The sequence below is a fragment of the Pseudobdellovibrionaceae bacterium genome, assembly GCA_020635075.1.
GTDB lineage: Bacteria > Bdellovibrionota > Bdellovibrionia > Bdellovibrionales > UBA1609 > JADZEO01.
Map to the genome: position 1 here is coordinate 45,622 of JACKAM010000003.1, position 17,534 is coordinate 63,155.

Genomic DNA, 17,534 nt, shown 5'->3' on the forward strand with positions numbered 1-17,534 from the left:
GGGCGCGATCAGATATCGAAAATAGCCGCAATACCCTCAGCCTGTCTCAGCTCATCTTTGCTGGTGGCCAGAGTCAGCTCTTTCAATAGCAGATTACGAGCTGTGTCGAGCATCTTACGCTCACCAAAGGACAGCTCTTTGTCCACTTTCAGCACGAAAAGATCACGAAGAACTTCGGCGATCTCATAGACCGAGCCGGTCTTGATCTTCTCCATGTACTCCCGATAGCGGCGGTTCCAGGTTTGATTATCCACCTTCACGTCGGTTTCACGCAGGATCTCCAAAACCTTGGCAGCTTCAGACTTTGAGATAATCGGACGAAGACCCACGGATTCCGCATTGTTCTTGGGAACCATGATTTTCATTCCGGACTCAATAATTTGAATGGTGTAAAACGTCTGCTTAGAACCCAAAATCTCTTTGGTTTCAATCGCAGTGACTTGGCCAACGCCATGTCCAGGATAGACCGCGTTGTCACCAACATTGAATGTTGAAGCCATCCATCAACCTCCAGCAAGTGGCTTGTTAGTCCCGGTCAAATGGGACCTCAGAGCGACTATCTTTTATATCACTTATGACACGACTTATCAAATAATATGAAAACAACAATGCGAGTGAAATTTTTACCAAGTGATTCTCGTTTTCCCTCTGTAATTCAGGACTCTACAACAGGAGGTGTAAAGATACTCCGCATTAGGTGACCAACTTTGTCAGCGCCGCATTTGGTCACTCTGCCCTCAGAAGGTCGATTCAAAGGTCCCCGTGTCCCGGTTTTTCCTCACTTTAGGGGCGGGGAAAAGGTGGTTATGGAAGCTGATGTAATAGCCGGGTTGGACGTACTGGGCGAGGACAAAGGCCTCAATGAAGTTCTGGTGGGCGTCGGTATCGTCAAAGCCCACGGGCTTCATGGCCCCGGTAAAGACCACCGCAATGGGGGGCTTTGGGTCCTTACTATAGAGGTACTGGATGGTGTTTTCCATGGTGTCGGTGCCGTGGAGAATAAGGATGGGATCGCCGCCCTTAAAGAGCCCCTGCACCGACTGCCAAATCATCTCCCGGTCTTCATCGGTCATGTAGAGAGAATCCTTGGCCATCAATGAAGTGAGTTTGACCTCGGTGTAGGGAAGACGGAGCTTTTGTAGAAGCTTTCTCTCCAATAGGGACTCGCGGTTTTTTAAATCCCCCTCGTACTCGCAGTAGGATTTTTCGATGGTCCCGCCGGTGGTCAGGATGTGAATTCTTTTCTTCTCCATGGGCCTGAAGTATCACATTTTAATTCAGTCGCCATCCCTTTTCATGCTATGTAATGGGCTTCACGAGAAGAGGTTTTGCCCATGGCTGACAGCGATTCCAAAATACCGCTGGTGGACAATTTTATCGACGCGATTATCGCCGAACACAAGGAGTCAGGACGCTTTGGTGGCCGGGTTCACACCCGCTTTCCCCCTGAGCCCAATGGCTATCTCCACATTGGCCACGCCAAATCCATTTGTCTGAACTTCGGCATTGCCCAAAAATATGGCGGCAAATGCAACCTGCGCTTTGACGACACCAATCCCCTGGCCGAAGACATTGAGTTTATTGAGGCCATTAAAGACGACATCAAATGGTTGGGCTTTGAGTGGCACGAGCTGCGCCATGCTTCGGACTACTTTGATCAGCTTTACGACTACGCGGTGGAACTCATTAAGCGCGGCAAGGCCTATGTTTGCAGCATGACCGAGGACGAAGTCCGGGAATACCGGGGGAATTTGACCACTCCGGGCCGCAACAGCAAGTTCCGTGACCGCTCGGTGGAAGAGAATTTGGATCTATTTGAACGCATGAAAAAGGGCGAATTCCCCAATGGGGCTCACACCCTGAGAGCCAAGATCGACATGAGTTCAGGCAACATGAATATGCGCGATCCTTTGATCTACCGCATTCGCCATGCCTCCCATCCGGTCACCGGGGACAAATGGTGCATTTACCCACTGTACGACTACACCCACTGCCTGTCGGACGAGATCGAAGGCATCACCCACTCCATTTGCACTCTGGAGTTTGAGGACCACCGCCCTCTTTATGACTGGGTCCTAGATGAACTGGAGACCCCGGTTCATCCTCAGCAAATTGAATTTGCCAAGTTTAAGCTCAACTACATGGCGCTGGGTAAACGCCAACTGAAAGAGTTGGTCACCGACAAACATGTGGATGGCTGGAATGACCCGCGCATGCCCACCTTGAGGGGTTTGCGCCGTCGGGGCTACACGCCGGCCTCCATCCGCAATGTGTGCTTTGCCACCGGGGTGAGTAAGAGTGAGTCCATATTGGATATGGGACTGCTTGAAGAAAGCCTGCGCTCGGATCTGAACGAAAACGCCCAAAGGCGCATGGCTGTGCTCGATCCTGTAAAGCTGGTGATCACCAATTACCCCGAAGATCAGGTGCAAGAGCTCAAGGTGGCCAATCATCCACAAAAGCCCGAGTTAGGTGAAAGGGCCATGCCCTTTTGCCGTGAGGTCTACATTGAGCGTGAGGACTTTGAGGAGAACCCTCCCAAGGGCTACCAGCGCCTGATGCCGGGCGGAGAGGTGCGCCTGCGCTACTCCTACGTCATCAAGTGCGAAAACGTGATTAAAGACGCCAGCGGCAAGATCACTGAGATCCACTGCACCTATGATGCGGACACCTTGGGCAAAAAGCCTGAAGGCCGTAAGGTAAAGGGGATCATCCACTGGGTCTCAGCCCGCCATGCGGAAATGGCTGAGGTTCGCGTTTACGATCGACTGTACACGGTGGAGAACCCCAATGCCGACAAGGAAAAGCGCTTTATTGACTTCCTCAATCCTGAGTCACTGAAGACTTTGAAGTCTTGCCTCATTGAACCCGCCCTAGCTCAGGCTCAGGTCGGTGAGGCTTTTCAGTTTGAGCGTCTGGGATACTTCTGTCTGGACAACGTGGACTCTAAGCCCGGCTCTTTGGTCTTTAACCGCGCCGTCACTCTCAAAAGCACCTGGTAGTCTCGAAGGGTACCGGGTATTTTTCGAAAATCACTCTGAAGCGCGGATTTCCACGGTCACTGTGACTTTGCGGACAAAGAGAATCTGGCCGAGAGACTCCTCGACGGTCCATACGCGGCCGCTTTGGTCGTCGATTCCCTGAACCTGAAGAGTACCGGGCGAAGCTTCACACTTGGTAAAGCCATTGGCCTTGCACTCGGCCTCACCGTTGGCTACGGCCTTGGCTCGGGCCTCCTCAATCAGAGTGCGAGGAACAGGAATGGAGTCGAAAGTCTGAGTGATAAAGTCCAAAAAGTCGCCACGACTCATGCCGCGCTTTTTTGCTGAAAACTCTTCTTTGGAAACAAAACGAATTTCCTTAGCCAAAGTATCGCCGTTGACGTGAAAGATTTCGCCCTTTTTGCCGACGATATTCTTGGTCACGCCAAGAGTCGCCAGCTTGCCGATGATCCGCTCGTAGTCAGCAGCCAAATCAGGCTTTCGCGATTTGCCACGATAAGCCCAGCGACGTACGCTTTCGCCACGCTTGTTGACACCGTCCACCGGTGCTCCCGCGTCCGCTAGGGTTACAAAAAGATCCGCATCACCGAGAAATGCTGCCAAATGCATAATTGAGTCGTCGCTGTGGGGATGCTTATAACTCAGGTCAGCCCCACATTCAGCGATAGCCTTACTGACATTTACCCGACCTGCATCAAGAGCGACGGCCAAAGGAGAAATGCCGGGAGGCAAAGGGCTGGGGAAATTGAACCCTTCGCGCACTTCGCCCGAGAGGACATCAAAGCGCAGGCCGGCTTCACAGAGGAGGGTTACGATACGCCCATTGTCCTTGTCGTTATAAAGCCCTGGAAACATGGCCAGGGTAAATCCCAAGGAGTTGGTGTGGTTGAGGTATTTCACCACTTGCTCTTTGGACCAAACCAACTTCAGAATCTGAAGAATCTCCGCCAGGAACTCATCGTCGTTGGCCTCAATGGTGGGACCGACATGATTAAAATCACCCGGGTTGGCTTGGTACTGGTCATGACCAAAGGAGCGGTTGTTGATGAAGGCAATATCCAGATTGTCGAGAGAACCCTTGGCCGAACGCAAGGAGGAGATCAGTTGACCGTAGCCCTCGCGATCAGCACGAAAGCGCTCGATGCAAAAGTTGAGGACCTTGCCCTCAATGTGAGCCTCGACGTTTTTGAAGTTGTTGTCCTGACAAAACTGGGATGTTGCCGCACGGGCCCCCAAAGAACTTAAGACAAAAGCCAAAGCCAGGGCCATCGCCTGAACCGCAAAACCAAGGTGGTGCATCCTCATCTCCTTTTATATCGAAACAATCACTTTCCGCTTGAGTGAGGATTCTTGAGCATTATCCATGCCATAGAGATCTGGCCCCAACTCCAATCAGGGCAATCTGGAGCCCCAGGCGAGCCTTAAAGTGGCAAAGGGGTGCCGACCGGCGACCGCCAATTACTTATATCTGGGGTCGTGACTTCAGAGGTTGGGCTTCGCAGAATCGAGGAAACTAAACCCTGAGAGGTCTAAATGTCTTTGGCTATGGCTCTTCATGTTTTGTTTGCGGTGATTTGGGTGGGTGGAATGATCTTCGCCATGGTGGTGATGAGGCCCGTGGTCGGTGGGCAATTGGAGGCCAGTCAGCAGGGGCCCTTTATGACAGCTATTCTGGAGAGATTCTTTAAGCTGGTGTGGGCCGCCGTGATCATTGTTCCTGCCACCGGGTTTTGGACGGTGATGTCGGTTTATGGTGGCTTTAAAGGTTTGGGTGCCCATGTTCATTTGATGACCGCAGTGGGCCTGGTGATGGTCGCCATCTTTGTCTTCATTTACTTCGCTCTTTATCGCCCCTTTAAGGCGGCAGTTGCCGCAAAAAAACCTCAGGTGGCTGGCCCCAAGATGGCCAAAATGAGACTGCTGATTTGGACCAACTTGGTCCTTGGTGTTCTTGTTGTTCTCGTCGCTACCGCCGGCAAGTACAGCTAACTTGGTACCTTATAAAAAAAGGCCTGGTGTTACCACCAGACCTTTAGGGTTGAATGACATGAAAAAGCTCTAGCGGGTGACGACCACGGCGAAAGGTTGTTTGCCATTACGTCCCTGAGGAACGTTCTTGCCCACAACTTTAATCGTGACTTCACCAGCTGGCACTTTGCCCAACACAACTTGCTCCACGTTATCGACGGAGCTCAGGGACTTGGTCGTGCCGTCAGCAGACGTCACTTCCAGATCCAGGTTATTCACCAGAGCACGAGCCGCATTGGGCGCACCCGGTGCATCTGAGTAAACCAGAGTTACACGCAAGGGACCTTCAGGCACAGTGAGTCTCTCAGTGAAATTCTCGCTGGTGCCGATACCCTGCTTGTGATCATACATTTCATAGTAGTACTTGAGCGGACGCGGAGTGGTCGCCCGGTCGATGTTCACCCGACCATAGCCCTCAATGGAGTTCGGCGCACGATCAGGAAGCTCCTGTCCGCGACCTGTGCCGTACTGTCCAGGGAACATATCATCAGCTGTATTCATCAGCAGAGCCTTCATCAAAGCACCACTGGGAGCCGAGTTGTTCCACTCTTGAGCCAGGTATTGGCGAAGAACCGCCGCTGCACCTGCCACCAGTGGCGTGGACATGGAAGTTCCACCCGACCAGCAGTAATCGGCGTTGTAATTGCCCCACAAGGGACTGGCGTTCTGCACATGAGAGCAGTTGCTCAACACGTTTGTTCCTGGCGCCACGATATCGGGTTTAATCCGACCATCGCGACAAGGACCACGGCTGGAGAAGGCTGCCATTCCATCGGCATTATTAGAAAGAGTGTCACTCTTAAGAGGCTCTATTCCCCAAGGCTGACCACCCATCAAATCGCCCAGTTTGCGTTGGATACCACCGTTGAGAACCAAATTCTCAGAAGCTCCAACGGTCAGCACGTTTTTAGCTGAACCAGGGGATGCCATTGAGTTGTCATCAATGCGGCCATCTTTATTGCCGTCGACACCATTGTTACCGGCCGCAAACAGAATAAGCATATCAGGGTTTTCCCAGATAAAGGTGTCAACCTGGGAGGCAAAACTGTCGTAAGCACCGGGAAGCTGACCACCACCCCAAGAGTTGGTGTGAACCCTAGCCCCGTCTGCAAAGGCTGGTTCAAACAATGACTTCAACTTTGGTGGAACAGTCAAATTATCAATAATTGGCGACCACATCCCTTGAGGAATCATTTCAGCTTCATAGGCTCCACCACGAACAATTCCGCCCGAGGCCACACCACCGCCCATTACAGAGCCAGCCACGTGGGTCCCGTGTCCCATTTTGTCAGCCCAATCCTGAGCTCCCAAACCAAAGCTATAGCCCTTGGGGATATTGGCGAAGTCACGGAAAATGGTGGATTTGTTTCCACTATCCAATCCCGTATCGGCCATGCTGACAATCTGCCCCTTACCCGTAAAGCCGCGAGCCCAAGCCTCCTCAAAACCCATAATACGAGTCCCAGACTCAAATCCATTTAAGTCTTTATAGTTGCCACTCATGGGCGAAGCATCACCGCGAGTGGCGGCCATGGCTTCAGGCAGCTCCATATTTTGCAGTTTCATTTCCTGAAAGGGCTGAATCCAAATGACTTCGTCCATTTTGGTTAAGTCATCAATTTGAGTCATGCCCAGGCGCACGTAGTAGGCGTTGCCTTCACCGGCCAAGATCTCAACCCCTTGCACTCCGCGCAGGGCCGAGCGAAAAGCCAAGCCTTGCTCGTCGGCACCCAGGTGCACATGGACAACCACTTGATGGCGCTGAGTGAACACACTGGCTTTGGGAAGGTCAGGGCTTTTTTTCCACTGCGGCATCATGGGAACCACAGCTTGGACTGCAGCCTGTTGGCTGAGTTCACGAATGGCATCCACGCTGCCTTCAATAATATAGGCATCGTCTGGAATGTAGTGGCGAACGGTCACGCCAGCCGCTTTCAGCATTTGCTGATCCTCAGCGCGAATCACCTGTTTGAATTGCACAATGTGCAATTGAGTATTGGCCAAGTGCTGCCTGTCGGCTGCGGCCATAAATCTGTCCATGCTTTGAACGTCGTTTGGTCGAACATCCCCTGCTTGGAGCCTCAACACCTCGCCCGCCTGAGCCCATTGGCACATGACCAATAAACTGGCGGCGACCATCATCCGTGAAACCATAATCCCCTCCGATTGGTTTGCATTGGTTCGCCGAGTAAAAAGTGAATCACGCCAATGGTCGGGGACAAAGTAAAATTTACCAAGTGGGCTCTGGATGAGCACTTGAGAGAAGTTATCCACAGAGAGATTTCCAGTTTTGCCCGAATTTTTAGCAGGAAGGTTCGTTACAGCTGGCCCTGAAAGCCAAGCCAGTTCCAAATCGGAACCAATGGCAATTTGTGACCAGCGAAATCTCGTCTCTCGCAGCGATAATCTTACAGTTTCTTAAATTATCGACGTGGCGAATTAATCTGATGTTAACCATAACAAACTGGCCCTGGAACCAAATGGCAAATTCAAACTGGCCCCCTTCATTGTTGATCCACAAAACCGTGTGCCGCCTTTGTCCGGGAATAGGTCCGATTGCCGAGCCACTCCCGGAAATCCGAATCCTCTGCCGTCGCGCATGGCGGGAGGCTGAGTGACCGAAGGGAATAGGCTCAGCCGAACGAACTGCGGCAGCAATGCTGACGCAGTCCGAAGACGCGCCTGCGGCCGAAAGGCGCGTGAGGATTTGCGGGGGATGGTCGGCAAAGGACCGACTTCACTGATAAAGGATTTTGTGGATCAACAATGAAGGGGGCCAGTTTATGGCAAGTTACAGAAAAAACACGGCGATTAAGATGGCTGACAAATCGATGGCCGAAATTATGCACCACAGGCAAAAGGCGCGAAGGACGAAGGCCTGAATGATGGTGAAGTAAACGGCGAATCCAAAACCGAAGGCGGACAGAACCTGAATCCACCAAAAAGGAACAGCAGCCTGGTAGTGAAACAGCCAGGTGAGGACAAAAATTAAACTGTAGAGCAGAAAACCCAAGTAGCCATTTGGGATGCCAAAGGTCTTCGACCACTTGCTGTACTGTACTTTTAAACACCACTCTTTGGGAAATATGGGACACCAGACATCAGTGTTCTTATAGGCGTGGTAAGAAATGTAGATGGTGTCGAGAATCCCTATGAGAGAGAAAATAAAAATGACCGCGATCGCAAGTGGCATGAGCACACTATAGGCGCCGAAGAGGGTGAACGCCAGTTTTTTATATCCGCCATGCTGAGCTTCATCCTTTGCCGATTAAAAAGTACTTGGGATCAACTCGCAGGGCGGGAAACCGGACTAGCCAATAACAGAGGCTTGTTTGTGGGCGAGTTGTTCGCGGATGAGGTGGTTTTCGGGGAGGTTCATCTGTGGATCCTTTTCGATCAGGCGGAAAGCGGCCTGGCGGGCCTCCTGGAGAATGCCCAGGTCGCGGACCAGGTTGGCCATCTTAAAGCCGGGAAGGCCGGATTGGCGAGTACCCATAAATTCACCGGGGCCGCGCAGTTCTAGATCGGCTTCGGCGATTTTAAATCCATCGCTGGTTTTCTCCATGATCTGGGCCCTTTGCCGGGATTCGTCTGAAACCGCGTAACCCAGTACCAACACGCAGTAACTCTTAAACTCTCCCCGCCCCACGCGTCCGCGCAACTGGTGAAGCTGAGACAAACCAAAGCGCTCGGTGTGTTCGATGACCATGATATTGGCATTGGGAACATCCACGCCCACTTCGATCACCGTGGTGGCGACCAGAATGTGCAACTCCCCCTTACGGAATTGATTCATCACTTCTTCTTTTTCCGCAGGCTTCATGCGGCCGTGCAGAAGGCCAAGCTTAAAATCCGGAAAGCGGGCCTGGAGTTTCTCATACTCCTCAACCGCATTTTTGAGATCAATTTTTTCCGACTCTTCCACCAAAGGGTAAACGACGTAGGCCTGTCGCCCATTGCGGATTTGCTTTTCCACAAAGTCCCACACCTGGGGGCGCTTGCTGTCATAGGTGACCCGGGTGGTGATTTCCTGTCGGCCGGCAGGAAGCTCATCGATAATTGAAACATCCAAGTCACCGTAGACGGTCATGGCCAGGGAACGGGGAATTGGTGTGGCGGTCATCACCAAAAAATGGGGCGACAATCCCTTTTCTTTTAAACTCATTCTTTGCGCCACACCAAAGCGGTGCTGTTCATCAATAATCACCAGAGCCAAGTTCTTAAACTTCACTTCCGACTGAATGAGAGCGTGAGTGCCCACCACCAGATGAATCTCGCCTGATTCCAGTCCGGCATAGACCTCTTGCCTTTCGCTGGCCTTCATTTGTCCGGTCAACAGGGCCACACGCATGCCCAAGGGCTCAAGCCTTTTTACAGCATTCTTAAAATGCTGTTCAGCGAGGATCTCCGTGGGCACCATGAGACTTGTTTGATAACCACACTCAGCCGCATGGACGGCTGCCAGCAGGGCCACCATGGTCTTTCCACTTCCCACATCTCCTTGAACCAGTCGGTGCATGGGGTGAGGATGGGCCAAGTCCTTTGCAATTTCTTTGAAGGCCTTTTGTTGGGCACCCGTCAGATGAAACTCCAGGGACTCAACCAGCCTCCCCACCAACTCACCCTTGCATTTCAGTGCCGGGGCGTCTTCCTTTTCCAAACCTGCCCGCTTGGTGGCCAACAAAAGTTCGAGCCAAAAGAATTCTTCAAAGATCACCCGCCTCTGTGCCGGCGCTTTGAAATTCAAAAACAAATCCGAGGTGTGCTTGGGTGGCTGATGAATCTCGCGAATGGCATTAGGAAGATCCGGGAGCTTATAGTCGCTGCAGATCCACTCCGGCAGGGGCTCGACTAACATGCGCTCCGGCTTGGGCAAATATTTGGGATCTTGATCCGGACGAAGTTTTGGCTTCGGCTCTTCTTTGGCCTCCATCAATGCAGTCAAAGCTGTATCAATGATCTTGCGCAGTTTCGCGGGGCTTAGGCCCTCGGTCTCGGTGTACAAGGGAATCAGGGCATCGTCGTCCTCGTCCTCATCGCGAATGTGATGAACATCGGGATGGTGAAACTCAATACGACCACGGTATTCCGTAACTTTTCCCACCACACGGACTTTATCTTGAGGCTGAAAGCGTTCAAAGTAGCCTTTGTAGGGAACACGAAAGTACTTACAGGCAATGCGTCCGGTTTTGTCGGCAACAATGATCTCGTACATCCGACGACGGGAGCGACCAAGGGTGGCCGATCTCACACCGATCACATCAGCCACCAGACTAACGTACTGATCCGGTTCCAAACTGCTAATACTGCGAATGGCCCGCCTGTCTTCATAGGTGCGCGGGAACCAGTGGAGCAAATCCTCCACGGTGGCAATTCCCCTCTTACGCAAAACTTCGCCGAGCTTGGGGCCTACGCCTTTGAGGTATTGTACTGGTGTGTCAATTGAGATCGCCATAGCCCTCTAAATTATGCATTGTGGGTGGACAGTCAACGAATCCGTGGCAAACTAAAATCATGAGTGATACGGAGCACATAAAGATCCGGATGGCGTCCATCCACCCGTCCACGGCCGTGCCATTTGACATTTACGTCCATATTAACGGGCGCTATGTCCATTACCTGCGCAGCGGCGACACCCTGGCAGCCGACAAAATTCAGAATTTCGAAAAAAAGGCCCCGGATTCCTTTTTTATTAAGGCCAGCGACCGCCAGGCCTACAAAGATTTTATCCACGATGTGCTGAACAAAAAGGACTTGGACCCCAAGGAAAAGGCCCTCATCTTGCGCGAAAGTTCCTTTTCCCTGGTCGAAGAACTGTTTGAAAGCCCCGACGTGGCCCGCGCCCTCAATGAATCCCGAGAGATCATTGATCAGTTCGTAGATTTTATGGACGAAGAGCCCGAGTCCATGGCCTACCTGATTGGACTTTCCAGTCACGACTTTTACACCTACACCCATTCTCTGGATGTCTCGATCTACAGCCTGGGCCTGGGCCAAGTTGCCGGTTACTCAGGAGAAGACCTCAAGGAGTTGGGCCAAGGGGCTTTGTTTCACGACATTGGCAAACGCCATATCAGTGTGGACATCATCACCAAGTCAGGCCCCTTGGACGATCAGGAGTGGGCACTGATGCAAAAGCATCCCACCTATGGACTGAAGATCCTCACTGAACATGACGCCTCAGAGGCTGTCAGAGCCTGCTGTTTTGAACATCACGAGTCTTTTTTGGGTAACGGTTACCCTCAGCAACTTGAGGGCAACGAGATCCACCCCATGGCCCGTATTGTGGCCATCACCGACACCTATGATGCCTTAACCACCAAGAGGTCTTACAACCAACCCATGACCCCCACTGATGCCCTGGAGTTTATGAAGGGGAAGCTCATGGGTCGCTACGACAAAGACCTGATGAATGCCATGTACTCCATTTTGTTTAAAATGAAAGAGGCCATGGGCTCCTGATCACTGGCCGCCGATGCAGTACAGACGATAAGACATATCACAGTCTTCCAGTGAAGAGCTGATCCACGTCGGCCCCGTTGCGTTGGTCAAGCCGATGCGACCACCAAACGAGTCCGTTGAATCCGTCCAATTTTGGCAGACCTGACTGGGAGTTCCTGTATTCTTCAGGCCCGCAGCGGCGGTGTTTGTCCATACACCCGACGAGCCGGTCGTCATCCCCTTCTCATCGTACTGAACAGGCGAAGCCAAGGAGCTATCCCACAAATCACCTGAGCCGTTGGCCAACAGAGAACCCGCACGGTTAAAGACTTGACCCGGAACCGAGAAGCGGGAGTTGGCATTGGTCGACACATCACTCAACACGGCTTTGTAAGTCATGGGCTTGGGCAAGGCTGCCGAGGCCGCATGAATTTGGCAAATCTTGTCGGCTGCCGCCAGGCCACCGAAGTTTCCTTGGTAACCTGTCGAGGTGGCAAACAGGATTTGCCCACCCGCCGGAATGGTTGATGGTGCTCCATTTACCGTTAAAGCGTACATGGTCACTGCCGAGACTGAGCCATCAGCAAAGTTACAAGCTCCAGCCGGGTTAGGAATACCCTCACCCTGATAAGCTCCAAAATTTGGAGAATAAACACAGGCCTCACCACTTTCGCAAAGTCCATCATTATCGCCAATGCGGTCGGAGATCACTTCACTGGCGTTGACCAAAAACTCATTGGAACCCGAGCAGGTCTCACCCGATTCACAAATTCCGTCTTCATCTCCGTCAATTCCGGGAACTTCGCGGCGGTTTTCATCGATGATCGTCTTGTTGCCGTTGATGGCGGCGGGACAGGCTGCCAGTGGCACAAAGGCTGTATTGGGGTTATTGCCGTCAAGACTGCGGTTAAAAATAGCTGCCGTGGTCTGGAGCCTCACATCATAGATCTGACAAGTCCCCGCCGTGCACTGACCGCGCATACCAGGATCTAAGAAGGGATTGGCATGAAACATTCCCCAGGCGCGAAAAGGGTTTTCCAAATTCAGCCAATCATTGCCATCCGAGTAACTGGCTTGCCCAGTGGTGGCTGCACCGGGTGTGGTGTTGACTGCATCAGAGATGGCCTTACCCACAAAGTCGGCAGTCAAATTGCGGCCCGTGCGCAAAATGGCCGAAGACTGGGGGCTTCCCGTATAGCTGGAGCTGCCGTCCGTTCCTGAGTCCGTACAGGTCGTTTGCACCAAGCCTGAATCTGCGGCTGCACCAGAAACCTCACAATCAATGATCGAGTTGCCACCGACAATAAAGTTGTCGACAAAGGCATTTTGCGCGGTTCCGGCGCCAGTCATGTAGATTCCCGTATCGGAGTTGGTCACCGCCAGATTGGAAAATTTTTGGTTGCCATTGTTATTGCCTATAGAAATTCCCGTCACTGCATTGGAGATCACCGTCTGCACGAATGTGTTGTTTATCCCACCTCCGCCGTTCCAGGAGATGCCTCTAAAGGACATATTGGCAATAGTGACATGAGAGAACGTGGCTCGCTCAGCCCCGCCAATCTGGATACCGGTGTAGCCATTGACCAAAACGAGATGACTGAGGGTACAGGCGGAACCGTTATTGAGCTGTACGCCATTAATGGAATAATTGAAAACCTTGATATGTGAAATCACACTATCAAATGCCGAAGAGTAAAGGACCCCGCCTCCTAAATTGGCTGCCTCAACGCCATCGATTAATGAGTAGGAATTCGATTTCCCGTAGACGGCATAATTGACCAAATGCTGGGCCTTCAGATTATGGATGGTGCTAAAGCGAGCACTGGTGATCACCACCCCGTTGTCGGCCATGGTGCCATTATTACCGTTGAGCTGGGCCCCTTCCAGACGGAAGTGCTTAACCGCATCCACATGGAACAAACAGCGCTTGTCATCGGCAGTGATTTGATTCGTCCAGTTGCAGTTAAAGGGGGCGGCTCCCGAGTACTGGAGTTCGGCCCCAGGTTTAAACACCACTGTCACGCTATCAACAAAGATCTTATAGCCGTCTGAGGGAGCGCTCGCCTCCAGCACATAAACCCAATCACTGTTGGGGAGAACAGTGACGCCCGCCAGGTTATTGGGCGGCAAATCGGCCATGGGATTGGTGAACCAGGTGGCCAAGGGGCTGTTGTTGACGTCAGTCACCCCGTCGTTGAGGTAGACGCGGTTTTGCTTCCAGGCCGGTGCCGCAAAATCAATCATGTCCTGAATGGAGCGGCCCATGCTGTAGCCAGCGGTATAGAACTGAGCATTACCGGCAGAGTCCCGGCACTGCCAATTGAAAACACCCAACTCGTCCCGCAGCTTGTGAGTGGCACAGGAGGCTGACGACAGTAATGTGTCGACTTTCAGCAGATCACCCACGTCGATACACTCGTCACGTTTGTTTTCAGCTCCGCTACAGGGCGTACCCGAGTGAGTAAAAATGTCGCCGCCATCACCGGCCACGTAGGAGTTATATTTGGCGCCCGTGCCCGGATAATAGTGAACCACAGACAGACTGGCTCCTGTGGCAAGAGTGTATCCCAGCGTTAGATCCGTACAGGCTGAACTATTGCCGGCCATATCGGTGATCACGGCGTAGAAGTTGTGAACCCCGTCACCAGCAATGGTCGCATTCACGGTGGCTGTGCCGCCGGCAATGATGGTAGAGCCCACAAGGTTGGTACAGGTGCCGTTGTCGTGGACATAAACAGTTGAGCCGTTTTCAGCTGCCAGTGAGACGCCACTAAACATCGGAGTGTTATCGCTGCTAGTTGAACCATCGGCCGGCGAAGACATGGACCAGTTGGCTGGCACAGGGTTAGCCGGGTTAGAAGTATCCAAAGTGTAGCCCAAAGTCAGATCGGTACAGGCTGAACTATTGCCGGCCAAGTCAGTGATTATGGCGTAGAAGTTATGAACCCCGTCGCCAGCAATGGTCGCATTCACTGTGGCTGTGCCGCCGGCAATGACATTTGAGCCCACAAGGTTGGTACAAGTGCCGTTGTCGTGGACATAAACGGTGGAGCCGTTTTCAGCGGCCAGTGAGACGCCGGTAAATACTGGAGTATTATCGTTGCTAGTTGAACCATTGGCCGGCGAAGACAGGGACCAGTTGGCCGGCACTGGATTGGCCGGGTTGGAAGTATCCAAAGTATAACTCAGAGTCAGATCCGTACAAGCCGAGCTATTGCCGGCCAAGTCTGTGATCACGGCATAGAAGTTATGAACGCCGTCACCAGCAATGGTCGCATTCACCGTGGCCGTGCCGCCGGCAATGACGTTGGAGCCCACAAGGTTGGTGCAAGTGCCATTGTCATGGACATAAACAGTCGAGCCGTTTTCTGCAGCCAAGGACACGCCAGTAAACACCGGTGTGTTGTCATTACTTGTTGAACCATCAGCTGGCGAAGACAGGGACCAGTTGGCTGGCACTGGATTGGCCGGGTTGGAAGTATCCAAAGTATAGCTCAGAGTCAGATCCGTACAGGCCGAACTATTGCCGGCCAAATCAGTGATTATGGCATAAAAGTTATGAACCCCGTCGCCAGCAATGGTCGCATTCACTGTGGCCGTGCCGCCGGCAATGACGTTGGAGCCCACAAGGTTGGTGCAAGTGCCATTGTCATGGACATAAACAGTTGAGCCGTTTTCAGCGGCCAAGGACACTCCAGTAAACACAGGAGTATTATCATTACTTGTAGAGCCATCAGCTGGTGAAGACAGGGACCAGTTGGCCGGCACGGGATTAGCCGGGTTGGAAGTATCCAAAGTATAGCTCAGAGTCAGATCGGTACAGGCCGAGCTGTTACCGGCCAAGTCTGTGATCACAGCGTAAAAGTTATGAACCCCATCGCCAGCAATGGTCGCATTCACGGTGGCTGTGCCGCCGGCGATGACGTTTGAGCCCACAAGATTGGTACAAGTGCCATTGTCATGGACATAAACAGTTGAGCCGTTTTCTGCGGCCAAGGACACTCCAGTAAACACCGGAGTATTATCATTACTTGTAGAGCCATCAGCTGGTGAAGACAGGGACCAGTTGGCCGGCACTGGATTGGCCGGATTTGCCGTATCAATAATAATGGCTTTATTGGCCCCCAGAGAGCCTGCACCGCCCGGAGTGGGCAAAGTGAGGACGGCGTTGTCTAATGTTCCATTGCGTATGGTGCCGCCATTGAGTTCCAAAGATCCGGTCGAAACATAGTCCAAATCAAGTGACATTTCACCGGCAGAAACCGAATACATAAATTGAAGAGTGTTGGAACCAGACCCTCCTGAATAAACCGCCCAAGGGTCCGAAGCTCCAGACTCAATTTGGATGCGCGGATTGCCGGTGACGTTGACCACTTGATCAAAGGTGATGGATACCGTGATCGGAGCTCCCACTGCGTAGAAGCCGTCCCCCATCGGCGAGGAGACATTGGTCACTATTGGATTGCTCGAAATCGTGACAGCGAGAGCGTCTCCGGTCAAATAGGCGGCCCCATCGGCAACCGTCAGGGAAACTCCTTGGCTAACTAAATTCTTGTAGCGAAATTGCACTGTGCTGCCGGTGAGTGACACATTGCTAATGGTTGAACCACTACATCCGGAATCGGCCGCCGCATAAAACTGACCACTGCCGGCTCCTCCCAAATTCACTGTGACCGGAGACAATACGTTAGCGGGATTCAAGTCTACATCCTTGGCATCCACGGTGTAGAGCAAACAGGCCCCAGTCGTACCAGTAATAGGCCCAAACAGGTCCAAGTGATTGGGCCCTACGGTCGCGGCCAAAGTTCCGCCGTTCAGCCAGGCCCCGGCATCATTTATTGTCAGAATAGCCACCTCGGCCGAGGTGTCCTTCCAACGAAAGCTGACATTGGAGTTCCCAGAGGGAATCATCACCGAACTGATGGCTCCCCCAGAACAGGTCACATCGGCATCAGCATAGAACTCACCCGTCGGTGTGCCGTCCGAAAGATTCACTGTGGTGTTGGCCAACACACTGGCCGGAATACCTGTGGAATCGCGAGAAACCACAGTGTACTGGTTACAGTCGCCAGAGCGAATTGGGTCCGTCGCTGTCGATAGAGTCAAATTTAATGGACCAACCCCAACCACTTGCGAGGCTCCGGTCAACACCAGCCCGTTGTCGCTGACACTCAGAGTGGGGCTTCCCACACCAGTTTCTTTGTAGCGAAAGGCCGCAGAATTTGTGCCGCTGACAACAGTGATTTGGCTGATAGCCGCCCCGGCACAGGCCACATCGGCCGCAGCGTAAAACACGCCGGGAGCAGCGCCATCACTGAGATCCACCAGTACAGCCCCAGACACATTGGTCGGCGTACTGAGGGCATCCAAAGTGTTGACGGTGTAGAGTTCACAGTCTCCGGAACGGATGGGATTATTGCCACTTAAAGACAGTTGAGTCGGTACGGTCGGAGCCAAATACACAATGGTGACTGTGCTCAAGGAGGACTTGCCGCCCCTGGTGATTCCGCGCAAATAAACCTGGGTCTTGTTGTTGACCGAATCAAAACTGTAAATGGTGGACACATCGGCAATGGCGATTGAAAAATATCCGTCACGACAATCCAAATCACTGGAGGACGCCATGGCGGCGTTACTACTGACCGCCTCCCATCCACTCTGGCTGGTGCTCATTTGCATATCGTAAATGCGGGTGTCGCACTCACCGGCAATGGTCAGAGCTTGGGTGGGACTGCTAATGGTTAAAGTGATATCGGATTTGCCAGAAAACTGAGGACCTTCAACCACCACACTGTTGAGCTCTTTAAAATCCGGTTCACCTTCAGTACAGGAAAAAAGGGAAGGCAAGACCAACAGGAGCACCCAGGCTCTGGCCAGAAAAAATTGAAGTTCCCTTATTGGTCGATCCACAAACGTTCCGCTTTCCCGACAAAGGTTGATCTCGATATATATGAGGATAGCCCAATCACACCCCCAAATCGACTTTAAGCCTTTGGAATGACTCATGATTAGCCAGTAATTTGATGGAGATTTCCTCACAATTCCCAAGGCCCTGATATTGAT

General features: G+C 52.4%; 10 protein-coding genes. 3 read left to right on the forward strand and 7 right to left on the reverse strand.

What is annotated here, in order from left to right; translation table 11 throughout:
* Positions 1-8: 8 nt before the first annotated feature.
* Positions 9-500 (reverse strand): CarD family transcriptional regulator, encoded by a 492-nt coding sequence (locus H6624_14695; GenBank protein ID MCB9085592.1) that lies wholly within the window; start codon positions 498-500, stop codon positions 9-11.
* Positions 501-737: 237 nt separating this feature from the next.
* Positions 738-1,253 carry an asparaginase gene (locus H6624_14700; protein ID MCB9085593.1) on the reverse strand — a complete coding sequence of 172 codons (516 nt, stop codon included), beginning with the start codon at positions 1,251-1,253 and terminating at the stop codon, positions 738-740.
* An 81-nt stretch (positions 1,254-1,334) separates the two neighbouring features.
* On the opposite strand from H6624_14700, the gene H6624_14705 reads away from it, so the two are divergent.
* Complete coding sequence (locus tag H6624_14705) at positions 1,335-3,002, forward strand: glutamine--tRNA ligase/YqeY domain fusion protein (GenBank protein ID MCB9085594.1); 1,668 nt, start codon at positions 1,335-1,337, stop codon at positions 3,000-3,002.
* A gap of 30 nt (positions 3,003-3,032) precedes the next feature.
* On the opposite strand, the gene H6624_14710 is transcribed toward H6624_14705, so the two are convergent.
* Entirely contained in the window at positions 3,033-4,301 is a 1,269-nt protein-coding gene (locus H6624_14710; protein MCB9085595.1) for a hypothetical protein, read from the reverse strand.
* Positions 4,302-4,535: 234 nt separating this feature from the next.
* Here H6624_14710 and H6624_14715 point away from each other — a divergent pair, with 234 nt between their 5' ends.
* Entirely contained in the window at positions 4,536-4,991 is a 456-nt protein-coding gene (locus H6624_14715) for a CopD family protein (GenBank protein ID MCB9085596.1), read from the forward strand.
* Positions 4,992-5,060: 69 nt separating this feature from the next.
* Here H6624_14715 and H6624_14720 read toward each other — a convergent pair whose 3' ends face one another.
* The 3 genes from H6624_14720 to recG form a co-directional block, all read right to left on the reverse strand.
* Positions 5,061-7,184 (reverse strand): S8 family serine peptidase, encoded by a 2,124-nt coding sequence (locus H6624_14720; protein MCB9085597.1) that lies wholly within the window; start codon positions 7,182-7,184, stop codon positions 5,061-5,063.
* A 637-nt stretch (positions 7,185-7,821) separates the two neighbouring features.
* Positions 7,822-8,223, reverse strand: a complete 402-nt coding sequence (locus H6624_14725) for a vitamin K epoxide reductase family protein (protein MCB9085598.1) — start codon at positions 8,221-8,223, stop codon at positions 7,822-7,824.
* A gap of 117 nt (positions 8,224-8,340) precedes the next feature.
* Complete coding sequence (recG, locus tag H6624_14730) at positions 8,341-10,485, reverse strand: ATP-dependent DNA helicase RecG (protein ID MCB9085599.1); 2,145 nt, start codon at positions 10,483-10,485, stop codon at positions 8,341-8,343.
* Between the two features lie 59 nt (positions 10,486-10,544).
* On the opposite strand from recG, the gene H6624_14735 reads away from it, so the two are divergent.
* Complete coding sequence (locus H6624_14735; GenBank protein MCB9085600.1) at positions 10,545-11,492, forward strand: HD domain-containing protein; 948 nt, start codon at positions 10,545-10,547, stop codon at positions 11,490-11,492.
* Here the strand turns inward: H6624_14735 and H6624_14740 are convergent, their stop codons facing one another.
* Positions 11,493-17,381, reverse strand: a complete 5,889-nt coding sequence (locus H6624_14740) for a DUF1554 domain-containing protein (protein ID MCB9085601.1) — start codon at positions 17,379-17,381, stop codon at positions 11,493-11,495.
* Positions 17,382-17,534: the final 153 nt, after the last annotated feature.